Source organism: Streptomyces sp. NPDC006610 (assembly GCF_040611575.1).
Classification (GTDB): domain Bacteria; phylum Actinomycetota; class Actinomycetes; order Streptomycetales; family Streptomycetaceae; genus Streptomyces.
In genome coordinates, this window is record NZ_JBEXOP010000024.1 from 1 (window position 1) to 16,324 (window position 16,324).

Annotated in this window: 14 protein-coding genes and 2 pseudogenes; 6 read left to right on the top strand and 10 right to left on the bottom strand. The window is 73.9% G+C overall.

Annotated elements, in window-relative coordinates; all coding sequences use genetic code 11:
* Window positions 1–133: 133 nt before the first annotated feature.
* From ABZY13_RS20065 to zapE, 10 genes are all read right to left on the bottom strand, one after another.
* Entirely contained in the window at window positions 134–1,795 is a 1,662-nt protein-coding gene (locus ABZY13_RS20065) for an alpha/beta hydrolase (RefSeq protein ID WP_356632509.1), read from the bottom strand.
* A 118-nt stretch (window positions 1,796–1,913) separates the two neighbouring features.
* Entirely contained in the window at window positions 1,914–3,485 is a 1,572-nt protein-coding gene (locus ABZY13_RS20070) for a DUF692 domain-containing protein (RefSeq protein WP_356632511.1), read from the bottom strand.
* Between the two features lie 114 nt (window positions 3,486–3,599).
* On the bottom strand, window positions 3,600–4,388 hold the full coding sequence (locus ABZY13_RS20075) for a DUF4142 domain-containing protein (RefSeq protein WP_356632513.1): 789 nt from the start codon (window positions 4,386–4,388) through the stop codon (window positions 3,600–3,602).
* Between the two features lie 82 nt (window positions 4,389–4,470).
* A complete protein-coding gene (locus tag ABZY13_RS20080; protein ID WP_356632515.1) occupies window positions 4,471–5,169 on the bottom strand; it encodes an aminoacyl-tRNA hydrolase in 699 nt (232 codons plus the stop codon).
* Between the two features lie 57 nt (window positions 5,170–5,226).
* Window positions 5,227–5,424 carry a hypothetical protein gene (locus ABZY13_RS20085; RefSeq protein WP_356632517.1) on the bottom strand — a complete coding sequence of 66 codons (198 nt, stop codon included), beginning with the start codon at window positions 5,422–5,424 and terminating at the stop codon, window positions 5,227–5,229.
* 96 nt (window positions 5,425–5,520) lie between these two features.
* Entirely contained in the window at window positions 5,521–6,375 is an 855-nt protein-coding gene (locus ABZY13_RS20090) for a polysaccharide deacetylase family protein (RefSeq protein WP_356632519.1), read from the bottom strand.
* A 63-nt stretch (window positions 6,376–6,438) separates the two neighbouring features.
* On the bottom strand, window positions 6,439–7,434 hold the full coding sequence (locus tag ABZY13_RS20095) for an SPFH domain-containing protein (protein ID WP_356632521.1): 996 nt from the start codon (window positions 7,432–7,434) through the stop codon (window positions 6,439–6,441).
* 130 nt (window positions 7,435–7,564) lie between these two features.
* The gene (locus ABZY13_RS20100; protein WP_356632523.1) at window positions 7,565–9,079 is read right to left on the bottom strand and encodes a SulP family inorganic anion transporter; all 1,515 of its coding nucleotides are present in this window, start codon (window positions 9,077–9,079) and stop codon (window positions 7,565–7,567) included.
* A gap of 8 nt (window positions 9,080–9,087) precedes the next feature.
* Window positions 9,088–9,669, bottom strand: coding sequence for a carbonic anhydrase (locus tag ABZY13_RS20105; RefSeq protein WP_356632525.1), 582 nt, complete (start codon window positions 9,667–9,669; stop codon window positions 9,088–9,090).
* A gap of 543 nt (window positions 9,670–10,212) precedes the next feature.
* Complete coding sequence (gene zapE / locus ABZY13_RS20110; protein ID WP_356632527.1) at window positions 10,213–11,316, bottom strand: cell division protein ZapE; 1,104 nt, start codon at window positions 11,314–11,316, stop codon at window positions 10,213–10,215.
* Window positions 11,317–11,353: 37 nt separating this feature from the next.
* Here zapE and ABZY13_RS20115 point away from each other — a divergent pair, with 37 nt between their 5' ends.
* The 6 genes and pseudogenes from ABZY13_RS20115 to ABZY13_RS20140 all read left to right on the top strand — a co-directional run.
* Window positions 11,354–12,163, top strand: a complete 810-nt coding sequence (locus ABZY13_RS20115) for a pyrimidine reductase family protein (protein ID WP_356632529.1) — start codon at window positions 11,354–11,356, stop codon at window positions 12,161–12,163.
* Window positions 12,164–12,290: 127 nt separating this feature from the next.
* Window positions 12,291–12,764: an indole-3-glycerol phosphate synthase gene (locus ABZY13_RS20120; RefSeq protein ID WP_356632531.1), complete on the top strand. Its 474-nt coding sequence runs from the start codon at window positions 12,291–12,293 to the stop codon at window positions 12,762–12,764.
* A gap of 219 nt (window positions 12,765–12,983) precedes the next feature.
* The gene (murC, locus tag ABZY13_RS20125) at window positions 12,984–14,369 is read left to right on the top strand and encodes a UDP-N-acetylmuramate--L-alanine ligase (RefSeq protein ID WP_356632533.1); all 1,386 of its coding nucleotides are present in this window, start codon (window positions 12,984–12,986) and stop codon (window positions 14,367–14,369) included.
* A gap of 13 nt (window positions 14,370–14,382) precedes the next feature.
* The gene (gene msrB / locus ABZY13_RS20130; protein ID WP_356632535.1) at window positions 14,383–14,790 is read left to right on the top strand and encodes a peptide-methionine (R)-S-oxide reductase MsrB; all 408 of its coding nucleotides are present in this window, start codon (window positions 14,383–14,385) and stop codon (window positions 14,788–14,790) included.
* Window positions 14,791–15,012: 222 nt separating this feature from the next.
* Window positions 15,013–15,372, top strand: a pseudogene (locus ABZY13_RS20135) (RICIN domain-containing protein); the annotation flags it as partial.
* 171 nt (window positions 15,373–15,543) lie between these two features.
* Window positions 15,544–16,245: pseudogene (locus tag ABZY13_RS20140) on the top strand (pectate lyase); the annotation flags it as partial.
* Window positions 16,246–16,324 lie beyond the last annotated feature (79 nt).

Sequence of the window (16,324 nt, forward strand, 5' to 3'; positions counted from 1 at the left end):
CGTCGGTGTGGGGGCGGCCGTCGACCGTGCCGTGCACCGTCACCGTCAGGGGGCTGTCGAGTTTCAACTGGCCCCGGTCGGGCGAGGCGGGGCGGGGAGGTGCGGGCCAGGGCCGGCGCGGTCCGGGACCGGGTCAGCGCCGCCCCTGGCCGGCCGGGCCGGCCTTCGCCGTCGGCTCCCCCTCGGCTGCCGGGCCGGTCTCCGGACCGGCAGCCGCCGGGGCGGCCGGGACCGGTTCGGGCCGCCCCGCGCAGGAGGCGCGGCGGCCGGGCAGCCGGCCCTCCAGCAGGTAGGCGTCCAGATGGCCGTTGAGGCACCGGTTGGGGCCGCCCGCCAGGCCGTGGGTGCCGGCGTCCCGCTCCGTCACCAGCACCGACCCCGGCAGCCGCCGGTGCAGTTCGAGCGCCCCCTCGTACGGCGTCGCCGCGTCCCGCTCGGCGGCCAGGATCAGCGTCGGCGGCAGCTCGCCCGGCCCGGTCCGCACGTCCAGCGGCCGCTGCCGCGGCGCGGGCCAGAAGGCGCACGGCAGGTTCATCCACGCGTTGTCCCAGGTCTCGAACGGCGCGACGCGCGCGAGCCGCGTGTTGTCCCGGTCCCACACCCTCCAGTCCGTCGGCCAGGGCGCGTCGTTGCACTCGACGGCCGTGTAGACCGCGCTGGAGTTCTCCGCCTCGGCCGCCGCCTCCTCGACCGGAGCGGCGAGGTCGATCAGCGGCTGCGGATCGCCCTTCAGGTACGCCGACAGGGCCGCGGCGCGGTGCGGCCAGTAGTCGTCGTAGTACCCGGCCTGGAGGAACACGCCCTGCAGCTGCCCCGGCCCCACCTTCCCGCCCGCGGGCTCGGCGGCCAGACGTGCCCGCGCCCGGTCGTAACTGCGCTGCACCCCGCTCGCGGTGACGCCGAGCCCGTACACGTCGTCGTGCCCGGCGATCCACTCCTTCAGGTCCTCCCAGCGGTCCTCGAACGCGGCCGACTGGTCGAGGTTGTTGCGGTACCAGATCTTGGCGGGGTCCGGGTTCACCGCCGAGTCGAACACCATGCGCCGTACGTGCGACGGGAACAGCGTCGCGTAGAGCGCTCCGAAGTAGGTGCCGTACGACGCCCCGATGAACGTCAGCCGCTTCTCGCCGAGCGCTGCGCGCAGGACGTCCAGGTCGCGGGCGTTGTTCAGCGAGTGGTAGTGCCGCAGCGCGTCGCCCGACCGTTCGGCGCAGCCGCGCGCGTATGCCTTCGCCCGCGCGACGCGCTCCCGTTTGTACGCCTCGGTGGGGTGCGTCGGCGAGAGCGTCGGCGCCTTGAAGTGCAGCTTCGGGTCCTCGCAGGAGATCGGGGCCGAGCGGCCGACGCCGCGCGGGGCGTAGCCCACGAGGTCGTAGGCGGCGGCGAGGCGCTTCCACTCGGGCACCAGTCCGGCCAGCGGGAAGTAGAGGCCGGAGGCGCCCGGTCCGCCCGGGTTGTAGACCAGCGCGCCCTGCCTGGGGACGTTGCGCTTGCTGTTGCCGGGGTCGCGGTGGGTGGCCCGGGCGCGGCTGACGGCGAGGGTGATCTGCCGGCCGTTCGGGCGGGCGTAGTCGAGCGGGACGCGGACCGTGCCGCACTCCATGTGCCCGGGCAGATCCTGGGCGTCGGCGCACTTGCCGAAGGCGATCCCGGTCGCTGCGGCCCGCGCGGCGGCCACGGCGACGCCCCGCGCCTCGGCCGCCGGGACCGCCCGGCCGGCCGGCGCGGCCGGGACGGCGGCGAGGGTGGTCAGGAGCAGGGAACCGGCGGCCGTGTACAGGGCGGCAGCTCTCATCGCGTATCCCTTTCGGAGCTCGGCGGCGACAAAAGGGATGTTTGGTTCGGGTACGGGAGAAGACAAGCACCGTCGGCCGGTGTCGCCGCCGAGTGCTTCCGTGCGCCCCCGGGGCGCGTCAGCGGCGCGACAGGACCCGGCGCGCCCGCGCCGCCACTCCGGCCCGCGCGCGTGCCGCGATGCCCGAGCGGGAGCGCGCCGCCGGTCCCGACCGCTCCAGCCACCAGTCCCGCAGCTCCCCGCGCGCCCGCGCGTCCCGGACGCGGCCCGCCCGCAGCAGCCACTCGGCGAAGGCGAGCGCGTCGTGCCGGTAGCCGCCGGTCATGGGCCGGCCCTGCGCGTAGGCGAGGAAGGCCGCGCGGTAACCGGCGCCGAGGATCGCGGGCAGCTCCGGCGCGACCCTGGCGACGACGTCCGCCCGCTTGGCGGCCAGCGCCCGCGCCTGCACCCCCAGCCGCACCCGGTCGAACCCCTCGGGCACGGGCGTCCCGGCGACCAGGGCGGACAGCAGGGCGGCCTGCGCGAGGGCGACGCGCTGCCGGGTGGCGGCGGGGACGCGGGCATGAGCGGAGGCGGAGACGGCAGCGGCGACGGGGGCCGTCGGGCCGCCGGGCGTCTTTGCCCGCGCCTCCCCGGTTCCGGCGGCGGGCCGTTGCACTTCTTCGGTTCCTGCGGCGGCGGGCCGTGCTGCATCAGTTGCGGCGGCGGTGAGTTGCCGCGCTTCTCCGGTCCCGGCGTCCGTGGGGCGTCGCGGTTCTCCGGTCCCGGCGTCCGCGGGCCGTCGCGGTTCTCCGGTCCCGGCGTCCGCGGGCCGTCGCGCCTCCCCGGCCCCGGCGTCCGCGAGCCGTCGTCCCTCCGCCACGGCTGTCCGGATCGCCGTCAGCTCGCTCTCCAGTTCCTCGGGCCGGGGGAAGTTCTCGTCGCGCTCCAGCAGGACGCCCGGCGGTGCGACGCGTGCCGCCAGGTCGGTGAGGACGTCGAGCACCGGGCGCGGGACCGGGTGGGCGTGGCTGTCGTGCCAGACGCCGTCGCGCTCGAAGCCGCCCGCGACATGGACGTACGCGATGGCCTCCACGGGCAGGTCGGCCAGGGCCTTGGCCGGGTCCTCGCCGCGGTTGACGTGGTTGGTGTGGAGGTTGGCCACGTCGATGAGGAGACGTACGCCGGTGCGGTCGGCCAGGTCGTACAGGAACTGTCCCTCGGTCATCTCCTCGCCGGGCCAGGAGATCAGCGCGGCGATGTTCTCGACGGCCAGCGGGACGGGCAGCGCGGCCTGGGCGATGCGGACGTTCTCGCAGAGCACGTCGAGGGCGTCGCGGGTGCGCGGCACCGGGAGCAGGTGCCCGGCCTCCAGCGCGGGGGACGCGGTGAGCGCGCCGCCGGCCCGGACGAACGCGATGTGCTCGGTGACCAGCGGCGATTCCAGCGCCTCGGCCCGCTCGGCGAGCGCCGTCAGCCGCCCCTCGTCGGGCCGGTCGGCGCCGCCGAGGCCGAGGGAGACGCCGTGCGGGACGACGGTCACCCCGCGGGCGCGCAGCCGCCGCAGGGAGTCGGGGAGGTGGCCGGGGCAGACGTTCTCGGCGACGACCTCCACCCAGTCGACGCCCGCCATGGCCTCCACGGCGTCCGCGATCTCCGGCCGCCATCCGATGCCCGTGCCCAGTTCCCGTTGCTGTCCCGGTCGCTCCATGATCCCCCGCCTCCGTGTCCCCGCGTGAGGAGGGTATGGCCCCGCGCCCCGGCCCCGAACCCCGCGCCGACCGCCTTCAGAGCAACATTTGAGGTTGCGTCGGTGGGCGCCGTGTCACCGCAGCGCACCCTCCGAGTCCACCGGATCGGGGCGGCCGGTGTCGACGGTGCCGGGCTCGCCCGGCGAGGGCCGGGAGGTGGTGCCGATCTCGCCGCTCGGCTCGGCGGGAGGCGCCGACGGCGCGATCTGCCCGGGAACGGGCGGCGGCGGGCCGGTCGGGCTGGCGGTGGAGGCGTTCGCGGCGTCGTCGGCGATGGCGTCGAAGTCGACCTTGCCGGTCTTCTCCAGGACGGTGATGTGGTCCAGGACGGTCAGGTTGGCGTCCGAGGCGAGCTGGCGCACCAGCGTGTTGCGGGTGCTGTTCCGCACCGCGCCGATCGCCGGGAAGATCTTGCCGTGCGCCGCGCGCAGCAGGTTGGCGAACTTGTACTCGTACTCCTCGCCGGTCGCCGCGGTCAGCTCGTCCAGCCAGCCCTGCTGCTGCTCGTTCGGCTGGTTCGGCAGTTCGACGCCGAGCTGGGCGGCGACGATCCGCACCCGCTTGTCCAGGTCGGTGTGGCCGACGATCAGATGGTCCGCGGCCTCCTTGATCGCCTCGCTGGGCGCCCGCTCCATGGCCTGCTGACCGGCGGGCAGCTCCCACAGCCCCGCCAGCCGCACCCGCACGATGAGATCCCGGTCGGCCGCCGTCAACGGCCCCCACCGGGTGTTCACGGTCCCGGCGGCGACGTTCGCCTGTCCGGTGCCGGAGCGGTCGGCGTACGACCACACGGGGAACGCGAGCGCCGCAGCGGTGGCGACGAGGGCCGCGATGATCAGGGCCGTACCGTTGATACGCCGCAAAGGTGCCTCCCGGAGACTGCTGAGCGTGGGCGCGTTCGTGCCGCGTCGGCGCCAGGAGGTACGTACGGGAGGGGCGGGGCGTTCAGCGGGCGCGGCGCAGCGCCGGGTGGTCCGCGATCACCGTGGCCGAACCGGGGGCGATCTCCGTGAAGCCCGCGTCGCGGACCACCGGCAGGCCGGACGCGGTGAGCTCGCGCCAGCGGTCCGGGGCGGCCGTGCGCACCGAAAGGGGAAAGCCCGCTTTCCGCCAGGCGGCGCGGTTCTCGTCGGACAGGGCCCACCAGGCCAGCTGGGCGCCGTGCCCGGCCTGGGCCATGGCCTTGCCGGCCGACATGGACACCTCGGGGTTGAGCCACAGCACCGGCGCGGTGCGGTCCGCCTCGACCGGCGGCTCCGGGTCGTCGAGGTCGGTGCCGGAGACCTGGAGGCGGGCGAGGTCCTTGGGCCAGCCGTCCAGCGGCACGGGAGGAAAGACCCGTACCTCCGCGGATTCGCCGGTGACGGTGATGCCGGGCAGAGCCTCTGCCCGCCGCCACTCCGCCCCGCGCGCCCGGCGCACGACCTTGCGGATCCGGGCGTCCTGCCAGTCCCGCACGGCCCGCGCCCACGCGCCCTCGCCGACGGAGCGTTCGTCGGTGAGCAGCACCAGCACCGCGCGCGCCGCCGTCTCCAGGGCGTCCGTCCGGGCCGGGCGCGCGTCGCGCTCCATCCGGACCACCAGCGGGAGGACGAACTGCGGGGCGAGGTCGCGCACGGACTGCTCGGGAGATGCGTGGGTCACGCCCCAAGTCTGCCAGGCGGAAGATCCGTTCCGTTCCGCTCCTCCCGGCCGCCGGGGTCAGCCCGAACAGGCCGTCCGCTGCGCCTCCTGCCACTCGCAGACCGGGCAGAGCGTGATGCCCTTGTACGACTCCGGGTACTCCGTCGGCTCCCTGCACAGCACGCAGTCCGCGTACGGCGGCCCGTCGGCCCTGGGCGGGCGCGTGGCGTCGATCAGGCAGTAGCCGGTCGCCTCGTCGTCCTTCGCTTCGCTCATGTCTCCAGCGTAGGACCCCGTGGCCGGGTCCGGAGGGCTCCGAGGCCGGGCGCGCAGGGCTTCGTGGTCAGGTCCGCAGGGCTCCGCGGCCGGGGCTCAGAGACCGGCCCCGGGGCGGCCGGCCGCCGTCCCGATCAGCTCCGAGACCTTGACGAAGCGGTAGCCGCGGCGGCGCAGCTCGGGCACGATCGTGCGGATGGCCCGCTCGGTCGCCGGGGCCGCGCTGCGGGTGCAGTGCAGGACGACGACCGAGCCGGGCCGTACGCCGTCCAGCACCTGGCGGGCGACCGCGCCGGCGTCCGTGGCGAAGGCGTCGCCGCCCACCACGTCCCACTGGACCGCCGTCACCCCGGCGCCGCTCAGCGCGCGCAGCGCCCGGCGGTCGTAACATCCGCCGGGAAAGCGGAAGTACGGCTTCGGGTCCCGTACGCCCGCCCTGCGGAACGCCGCGAACGCCCGCTCCACGTCCGCCCGCATCCGCTCCTCGGGGACGGTGGGCAGCCCGTAGCAGTCCCCGGTGAAGGCGTGGTGGCTGTAGGAGTGGTTGGCGACCTCGAAGAGCGGGTCGCGGCCGATGGCGCGGGCCTGCACCGGGTACTCCTCCGCCCATCGGCCCGTCATGAACACGGTGGCAGGCACGCGCAGCGCCCGCAGTGCGGCGATCAGCTCCGGGTTGTCGAAGCGCTCGCCGGCGGCGGCCCGCGCGCCCTGGTCGGCGGTCATGTCGGCGTCGAAGGTGAGCGCCACCGTCCGGTCCGGCGTGCGCGCGCCGCGCTCGAAGACCGGGGTCAGACCCGCGGGGCCGGGCGCCAGGGTGGGCGGACGGGAGGAGACCTCGGCGGGCGTCGGGACCCGGTGCACGGCCCGCCGCGGAAGTTCGGGGGCGCCGCAGGCGGTGAGGGCGGCGCCGAGTGCGCAGAGCGCGGCGAGGCGTCGTACGGGAAGGATCACCGGACGAACCTAACGATGTAAAGCGGATGATCGGTGCGACCGTCGCGCCGGGTCCGCCGGAAGTCACCCGGCCGGACGGTCCGGGGCCCGCGCGACGCCGGGGGCGGGGGCGGGGAGATCCGCGGCGCCGGGGGTGGGCGCGGGCGCGGAGGCGGGGGTCTGGGGGACGGCGGGGGAAGGCGCGAGGTGCGGGGTCTGTGTGACGCCGGAGGAGGGCGGGCGGTCGGGGATCTCTGCGACGCCGGGGGCGGCAGCGCGGTCCGCGATCTTCGTGGCGTTCGGCGCGGGCGCGTGGTCCTGCGCGGGCGCCCGCTCCAGGAACCGCAGCAGTTCCACCGGGAAGGGCAGAACCAGCGTGGAGTTCTTCTCCGCGGCCACCGCCACCACCGTCTGCAGCAGCCTCAGCTGGAGCGCGGCGGGCTGCTCGGACATCGCCTGCGCCGCCTCGGCCAGTTTCTTCGACGCCTGGAGCTCGGCGTCCGCGTTGATGATCCGGGCCCGGCGCTCGCGGTCGGCCTCGGCCTGGCGGGCCATGGAGCGCTTCATCGTGTCCGGCAGCGACACGTCCTTGATCTCCACCCGGTCGATCTGCACGCCCCAGCCCACGGCGGGGCTGTCGATCATCAGCTCCAGGCCCTGGTTGAGCTGCTCGCGGTTGGACAACAGGTCGTCCAGGTCGCTCTTGCCGAAGATGGAGCGCAGCGACGTCTGCGCCATCTGGGAGACGGCGAACTTGTAGTCCTCGACCTTGACCAGCGCGCTCGCCGCGTCGACCACCCGGAAGTACACCACCGCGTCCACCCGCACCGTGACGTTGTCGCGGGTGATGCCCTCCTGGGCCGGCACCGGCAGGGTCACGATCTGCATGTTGACCTTGTGCATCCGGTCGACGAACGGCACCACCAGCGTGAACCCGGGCGACCGCGCGTCCCCGAGGAGCCGGCCCAGCCGGAAGACCACCCCGCGCTCGTACTGCTTGACGACCCGTGCCGCCGCCGCGAGGTACACCACCCCGGCGCAGCCGGCCGCCGCGCCCGCCGCCAGCAGTTCCTCGACCATGACGACCTCCTCACCCAGAGGTCTGATGCGTCCGCTCTGCCCGCTCCTGCAACGATATGCCCGGTGTCGTCTCCCTGGCCATGGGCGGACAGGGAGACGACACCGGGCGTCGTCCCGGACGCGGACGCGGTCAGGTACTGCTCAGCTGCCGGTCGGCGGGCGCGGCCGACGCGAGCATCAGTTTCACCGGGTCGATGCCGGAGGCGCTGTGCCGCTCGGCCCAGTTCTCCAGCGCCGTACGGCAGGCGTGGTCCAGGTGGTGCAGGCCCGACAGGTCCAGCTCGATGGGCCGGTCCTGCGGGAGGGCCTCCAGGCTGTCCAGTATCTTCGGCAGCCGCAGGAACGTGGCGTTGCCCGACAGATAGGCCTGGATCGGCCCTGCGCCCTTGTCCACGACCTCCAGTTTGACGTGCGAGGCCTCCCAGGCGGTCTTCACGACCGACAGGGCCAGACCGATCAGGACGCCCTCGAACATGTTCACCGCGACGATGGACACCGCGGTGACCACCAGGATCAGCGCCTCACCCCGGTGGCCCCGCCACATCGCGGCGATCTGCCGGAACGGGATCAGCTTCCAGCCGGCGTGGACCAGGATGCCGGCCAGCGCGGGCACCGGGATCAGCGCCAGCGCTCCGGGCAGCATCGCCGCGAAGAGCAGCAGCCAGACGCCGTGCATCACCCGGGACGCCTTGGTGCGGGCGCCCGCCCGGACGTTGGCCGAGCTGCGCACGATCACCGCGGTCATCGGCAGTGCGCCGAGCACGCCGCACACCGTGTTGCCCGCGCCCTGGGCCATCAGCTCCTTGTCGTACTGGGTGCGGGGCCCGTCGTGCAGCCGGTCCACGGCCGCCGCGCTGAACAGGCTCTCGGCGGAGGCGATCAGCGTGAACGCCAGGACCGTGCCGAGCAACGCCGGGGTCGCCAGCTCGCCGAACTCGCCGAGGCCGGGCGGCTGGATGGAGTCCAGCAGACCGTGCACCTCGACGGTGGCCACGTCCAGGTCGAGGACGAGCGTGCCGACGGTGGCCAGGACCACGGCGGCGAGCGCGCCGGGCACCGAGCGCAGCTTGTGCGGCAGCCGCGGCCACAGCACCATCACGGCCACGGTGACCGCTCCGACGGTGGCCGAGATCAGCGCCGTGCCGTCGCCTGCGGCGTCGACGATCGCGCCGGGCAGGCCGAGGATCTTGCCCAGGCCGGAGTCCGGAGCCTCCAGACCGGCCGCCGCGTAGACCTGGCCGGCGATGATCACCAGACCGATGCCGGCCAGCATGCCCTCGACCACCGCGATCGAGATGGCCCGGAAGTAGCGCCCCAGTCGCAGGGCGCCCATGGCCAGCTGGAGCAGCCCGGCGGCCAGCACGATCACACCGAGCGCCGGCAGCCCGAACTCCTGGACCGCCTCGAAGACCAGCACGGTCATCCCGGCGGCGGGACCGGACACCTGGAGGCTGCTGCCGGGCAGCAGTCCGGTGACGATGCCGCCCACGATGCCGGTGACCAGGCCCAGTTCGGCCGGGACGCCGGAGGCGACGGCCACGCCCACGCACAGCGGCAGGGCGACCAGGAACACCACGAGGGAGGCCGCGAAGTCCTGCTTGAGGTAGGGGAACTCGCGGGTGAGCCTGCGGGGGGACGAGTTCATCGCGGTCCTCACAGGGCCTCGAACGCGTCGGTGGCGGCGCGGTGTTCGAGCACGGCCCCGGTGTGCACCTCGTAGTACCAGCCGTGCAGCCGGAGACGGCCGTCCGCCAGTCTCTGCTCCACGCACGGGTAGGAGCGCAGCCGCAGCAGCTGGGACAGCACATGGTGCTGCACCGCGTCGGCGACGGTCGGGTCGGCCGGGTCGGCCGACTTGGGTTCGTCGGCCGCGTGCGCGAGCCAGTCGCGCACGGCGGGCACGGCCTCGAGGTCGTCGCCGCGCACCAGCGCGCCGACCGCGCCGCAGTGCGAGTGGCCGCAGACGACGACGTCCTGGACGCCGAGCACCTCCACGGCGTACTCGATCGTGGCGGCCTCGCCGGTGGGACGCCCGGCGGTGTAGGGCGGCACGATGTTGCCCGCGGTCCGCAGCTCGAACAGCTGGCCGGGGCGGGCGCCGGTGATCAGGGCGGGGACGACCCGGGAGTCGGAGCAGGTGATGAACAGGACGTCCGGGGACTGGCCCTGGGCGAGGCCGGCGAACTCCTCAGGGCGCTGTCCGAACGTGCGGGCGTTGTCGATGAGGGGCTGCATGATGTGTCGATTCCTCCTGGCGCGCGGTACGGCGCGTCGGGCGGTAGGGACAGTGGTGGGGGAGGGCCGTCGCATGGTTGCGGGCCGCTGGGCCGCGGCCCCGCGGTGGCGGGGCATGTGCGCGTCTGCGAAGGGAGCGTGCCGAGCGAAGGGCGGGCGGGTGCACGGGTCGGCGATGTGGCCCGGGATCGGGGCCTTGACCGTCGCACCTCGAAACATGAGCACCCTTCCGGTTTCTGCACGCCTCTAGTCCGCACCAACGGTTGGTCAACGGTTGGTCAAGAAAGACATTAACCCTGCAAAGTTCTTTGCAGGGTTAACTCAGTGTCACAGAGCGCAGACCGCCTGAAAACAGCGGGTGATTGGCGTGATCCATGCTGCGCCGAACGGGTTACGGGGCTCGTGTCGGCGGCTCGGGCTCAACCGGTTCACCGGGGCTCACGTCGACTGCCGGGGCCGGACCGGTTCACCGGGGCTCACGCCGACTGCCGGGGCCCGACCCGGTCGCTGAGGCTCGACCGGCCGCCGGGGCACCGCCGTCGGCTACCGGTGCTCGACGAGCCGCTGCGCGTCGCGGGCCAGGGCGGTCAGCCGCGAAATGGCCCGGAAGTACTTCTTCCGGTAGCCGCCCTGCAGCATCTCCTCGCTGAACAGGCGGTCGAAGGGCACGCCGGAGGCGAGGACCGGCACCTCGCGGTCGTAGAGCCGGTCGGCCAGCACCACGAGCCGCAGGGCCGTCGACTGGTCCGGGACGGGGCGCACGTCGGTCAGGCAGACCGCCTTCAGGTCGTCGGTCAGCGCGCCGTAACGGCTGGGGTGGACGCGGGCGAGGTGGTCCAGCAGGTCGGGGAAGGCGTCGAGCGAGGCGCCCTCGGTGGCGTGTGCCGCCCGGGTCACCCGGTCGGCGCCGTACGGCGCCGGGGCCTCGGGCAGGCCGCGGTGGCGGTAGTCCTCGCCGTCGATGCGCAGGGCGCGGAAGTGGGCGGACAGGCCCTGGATCTCGCGCAGGAAGTCGGCCGCCGCGAACCGGCCCTCGCCGAGCTTGCCCGGCAGCGTGTTCGAAGTGGCGGCGAGCGCGACGCCCGCCTCGACCAGCTTGCCGAGGAGCGTGGAGACCAGGACGGTGTCGCCCGGGTCGTCCAGCTCGAACTCGTCGATGCACAGCAGCCGGTGCCCGGACAGGGTCCGCACGGTCTGCTGGAAGCCGAGCGCGCCGACCAGGTTGGTCAGCTCCACGAAGGTGCCGAACGCCTTGAGCGCGGGCTCGGCCGGGGTCGCGTGCCACAGGGAGGCGAGCAGATGGGTCTTGCCGACGCCGTAGCCGCCGTCCAGGTAGACGCCGCGCGGGCCGGCCGGCGCCTTGGGCGCCCTGGCCCTGCCAAATCCGAACAAGCCCCGCCTGCCGCCGCCGTCCGGAGCGCCGCCGAGCCCGGCGGCGAACCCCTCCAGCACCCGTACGGCCTCGCTCTGGCTCGGCTGGTTCGGGTCCGGGATGTACGTGCCGAAGCGCACCGAGTCGAAGCGCGGCGGCGGCACCATCTCGGCGACCAGCCGCTCCGCGGGAACGTGCGGCTCGCGGGCGCACAGGGAGAGCGGAGCCGCGTCGGCTATCGGGTGGGCGCCGGATGCGGCGGGGGAGGACGACACGGTTACCCATGCTAAAGGGCGTGTCAGACTGCAGAACATGCGACGCCTGTTCCCTGTGACCGACCAGACAGCTGCCCCGGCCTGTGGCGGGACCCCGGGGGCGGACGAGGGCGCGCGGGAGTGGAGCCTGGCCGAGCTGGCCGCCGCCTACGCCTACCCCGAGACCCCGCCCGGCGAGCCGCGGCCCTGGCTGCGCGCCAACATGGTCTCCACGCTCGACGGCGCGGCCCAGCACGACGGCCGTTCCCACCCCATCTCCAACGCCGCCGACATGCGGATCTTCGGCACCCTGCGAGCCCTCGCGGACGTGGTCCTGGTCGGCGCGGAAACGGTTCGCCTGGAGGGGTACCGGCCCGCCCGCGAGCGCAAGGAGTTCGCGGACCTGCGCGAGGCCGCGGGGCAGGGGCCGGCCCCGGCGATCGCGGTGGTCAGCGCCGGTCTGGAGCTGGACTACTCGCTGCCGCTGTTCACCTCGCCCCTGGTCCCCACGCTGATCCTCACCGGCGCCGCCGCCGCGCCCGACCGGGTCGCGGCGGCCGAGAAGGCGGGCGCCCGGGTGGTGGTCGCGGGCGACGGCGTCGGTGTGGAGCCCGCCCGTGCGGTGCGCGCGCTCGCCGGGCTCGGCCACACCCGGCTGCTGACCGAGGGCGGCCCGCGGCTGCTGGGCCAGCTCGTGGCCGCGGAGGTGCTGGACGAGCTGTGCCTGACCGTGTCGCCGATGCTCGCCGCGGGTGGGGCGCAGCGCATCGCCGGGGGGCCGTCGGTGGCGGTGCCGCACCGGTTCGAACTGGCGTCCCTGCTGGAGGAGGACGGGTTCCTCTACTCCCGCTACCGGCGGGCCCGATGAAGCGGAATCTCTCCTTCCGTTTCTTCGGAATCTACCGTTCCGCTTCCCCTCGGCGGGGCACACTAGGACTCGCAGTACCCGTGCGATCACGGGGAAGGATGGTTTCCGCAGGGAGAAATGGGGCGCGGTGTTCACCAGCGTTTTGATGATCGAGAAGGCCCTGACGTCCGCCGACGTGGAGTTCGTCACCACCTTGCACGGGGACGAGCCGGTGGCCTTCCACGTGCTGCTGCAGCCCCGCGGGGAGCAGGCCGACCGGCTGCTGCGGGCCATCGACGACGTGGCCCTGGGCGAACTCGACGAGGCCGTCCGGGAGGGGGAGACCCCCGAGGGCGAGGAGGCCCTGAGCGTCGGGCAGCGGGCCCTCGAGGTGTCCCTCGTCGCGCTGCGGTCGGCCGGGGCCCAGGCCGTGGGGCGGCTGATCGAGGACCATCCGCTGGACGCGCTGAAGCGGCTGGTGGAGGAGACGGGGGCGGACGAGGTGATCGTGCTGACCGATCCGCACTACGTCGAGGAGTTCTTCCACCGCGACTGGGCGTCCCGTGCCCGGCACAAGGTGGGGGTGCCGGTGCTGAAGCTGTTCTCGCACAGCAAGGCGTAGTCCGGCGGGCGGACGGCAGGTCGCGCCCGCGCGTCGTGGCCCACGGCGGCCGGCACCGGGGCCGTGCGCCGGCAGGCCGCGCAGCGCGGCAGTCCGGACCCGGAGACGGTACGGCACAGGCGTCGGCACGGCCCCGTGCCCTTGGCGCCGTGCCCCCGCCGTACGCAATAGGCTGGGGCCGCTCATCGTCCTACGCACCGCACCCGGGGAGAAACACGCATGGCAGCCGGCCTTCCTACCGCCATGGACCGACCGCACTTCATCGGCATCGGCGGGGCCGGCATGTCGGGCATCGCCAAGATCCTCGCCCAGCGCGGCGCCAAGGTCGCCGGGAGCGACGCCAAGGACTCCGCCACCGCCGAGGCGCTGCGCGCGCTGGGTGCGACGGTGCACATCGGGCACGCGGCCGGGCACCTCGCCGACGACGCCAGCTGTGTCGTCGTGTCGTCGGCGATCCGCCAGGACAACCCCGAGCTGGTGCGCGCCGCCGAGCTGGGCATTCCCGTCGTCCACCGCTCCGACGCCCTCGCCGCGCTGATGGAGGGGCTGCGCGGGCTCGCGGTCGCCGGCACGCACGGCAAGACCACCACGACCTCGATGCTGGCCGTGTCGCTGACCGAGCTGGGCCTGGACCCGTCGTACGCGATCGGCGGCGACCTCGACGCGCCCGGCTCCAACGCCCTGCACGGCCGGGGCGACATCTTCGTCGCCGAGGCGGACGAAAGCGACCGCAGCTTCCACAAGTACGCGCCCGAAGTGGCGATCGTGCTCAACGTCGAGCTGGACCACCACGCCAACTACGCGTCCATGGAGGAGATCCACGACTCCTTCCGGACGTTCGCCGGGCGGATCGTGCCCGGCGGCACGCTGGTGATCTCCGCCGACCACGAGGGCGCGCGCGAGCTGACCCGGCGCGTGGAGGGCGTGCGGGTGGTGACGTACGGCGAGTCCGAGGACGCGGACGTGCGGATCCTGTCCGTCGTCGCGCAGGGCCTCAAGAGCGAGGTGACCGTCGTCCTGGACGGGAGCGAGCTGACCTTCACCGTCTCCGTGCCCGGCCGGCACTACGCCCACAACGCGGTCGCCGCGCTCGCCGCCGGCGCGGCGCTCGGCGTGCCGGCCGCCGAGCTGGCGCAGGCCCTGGCCGCCTACACCGGCGTGAAGCGGCGGCTGCAGCTCAAGGGCGAGGCGGCGGGCGTCCAGGTCATCGACTCGTACGCCCACCACCCGACCGAGATGACCGCCGACCTGGAGGCCATGCGGGCCGCCGCCGGCGACGCCCGGATCGTGGTCCTCTTCCAGCCGCACCTGTTCTCCCGGACCCAGGAGCTGGGCAAGGAGATGGGGCAGTCGCTGGCCCTCGCGGACGCCTCCGTGGTGCTCGACATCTACCCGGCCCGCGAGGACCCGATCCCCGGCGTGACCAGCGAGCTGATCATCGACGCGGCCCGCGCGGCGGGCGCGGACGTGACGGCGGTGCGCGACAAGGCCGAGGCTCCCGCGGTGATCGCGGGAATGGCACGGCCCGGCGATCTCGTTCTCACCATGGGCGCGGGCGACGTCACGGACCTCGGCCCGCTCATCCTGGACCGCCTGTCGAAGTGAGGGGCTGACGCACATGCCGTACGACGTCGAGAAGCCGGACGAGCAGTGGCGGGCGGAGCTGAGCCCGGCCGAGTACGCCGTACTGCGGCAGGCCGGCACCGAGCCCGCCTTCACCGGCGAGTACACCGACACCAAGACCAAGGGCGTCTACTCCTGCCGCGCCTGCGGAGCGGAACTGTTCACCTCGGACACCAAGTTCGAGTCGCACTGCGGCTGGCCGTCCTTCTACGACCCGAAGGACAGCGCGGCCGTCGAGCTGATCGAGGACCGCTCGCACGGCATGGTCCGCACGGAGGTGCGCTGCGCCCGCTGCGGCTCGCACCTCGGGCACGTCTTCGAGGGCGAGGGCTATCCGACTCCGACGGACCAGCGGTACTGCATCAACTCGATCTCCCTGCGCCTGGAGCCGGCCGGGGAGTGAAACGCGTCGATCTTTTTCGACGGACACGGCAACCTCCCCGCCCCCGGCGGCGACCAACGGGTGCATACGGGGGTTCGGAACGTGTCCAACGAGAGAGATCACGTGAGCGAGAACGCAAGCCCGCGCCGGTCGAGGCGCAGGAGCACCAAGGGTCGTAGAAGCATCGTGGTGGCCGTGCTGGCGACCGCGCTGACCGGTGGCGCGGTCGCCACCGGCGTGCTGATGTCGGCGTCCGCGTCCGGCCCCGGTGCGGGGACGTACCGGCTGGTCAACGGTGCCGACGACACCTGTCTGACCGCGCCGGCCGGTGGCGTGCAGCCCGGCGCCGCCGCCTGTGACGGAAGCGCCGCGCAGGTGTGGAAGCTGGCCGACGCCGAGGGCGGGTTCACCGTCACCAACGGCGCGCTGTGCCTGGGCGTGCAGGGCGACTCCACCTCGGCGGGCAAGCCCGTCGAGCGGCAGGACTGCGACGGCGGCGCCGCCCAGGTCTGGAAGCTCAGCGCGGTCGGCGAGGCCCACCACCTGGTCAACGGGCTCAGTGCCAAGTGCCTGAACCTCAAGGGCGGCCTGGCCCAGCAGAACTCCTGCGACAAGGCCGCCACGAAGTCCTGGACGCTCGCCGCGACCACTGCCGGCGCCCCGTCCGCCACCGCGTCGTCCACGTCACGTCCCGCCTCGCCGTCCGCGTCCCCCACCGCCACCGCCAGGCCGTCGGCGACCGCGACGCGGCCCGCCACGCCCACCGCGACGGCGACCTCCGCGCTCGGCGCCTGGCCCACCCCGGCCGGACAGCAGGCGGTGACCTCCACGATCCAGGTCTCCGGGACCTACGACGGTTCCCTCAAGCGCTTCTACGGCTCCGGCGCGCTCGGCGACGAGAGCCAGGACGAGGGCCAGGACCCCCTGTTCACCCTCGCCGACGGCGCGGTGCTGAAGAACGTGGTGCTGGGCACCCCCGCCGCCGACGGCGTCCACTGCCTCGGCAGCTGCACGCTGCAGAACGTGTGGTGGGAGAACGTCGGCGAGGACGCCGCCAGCTTCAAGGGCAAGTCGGCCTCCGCGGCGTACCTGGTCTCCGGCGGCGGCGCGAAGGGCGCGGACGACAAGGTCTTCCAGCACAACGGCGCCGGCACGCTGACGATCAGGGACTTCCAGGTCTCCGACTTCGGCAAGCTGTACCGCTCCTGCGGCAACTGCTCCACCCAGTACAAGCGCGCCGTGGTCGTCAGCAACGTCAAGGTGACCGCGCCCGGCAAGGTGCTCGCCGGCATCAACACCAACTACGGCGACACCGCGACGTTCTCGAACATCACGATCGTCGGCGACAGCAGCAAGAAGATCAAGGTCTGCGAGCGCTTCCGGGGCAACAGCAGCGGCGCCGAGCCGACCTCGCTGGGCAGCGGCCCCGACGGCACGTACTGCCGCTACAGCGCCTCGGACGTCACCTACTCCTGATCCCCGTCCCGGCCGCCGCCGAGCGGGAGCCGGACGGTGAACCGGGACCGCCCCGGCCGGGGCCGGGACCGCCACGCAC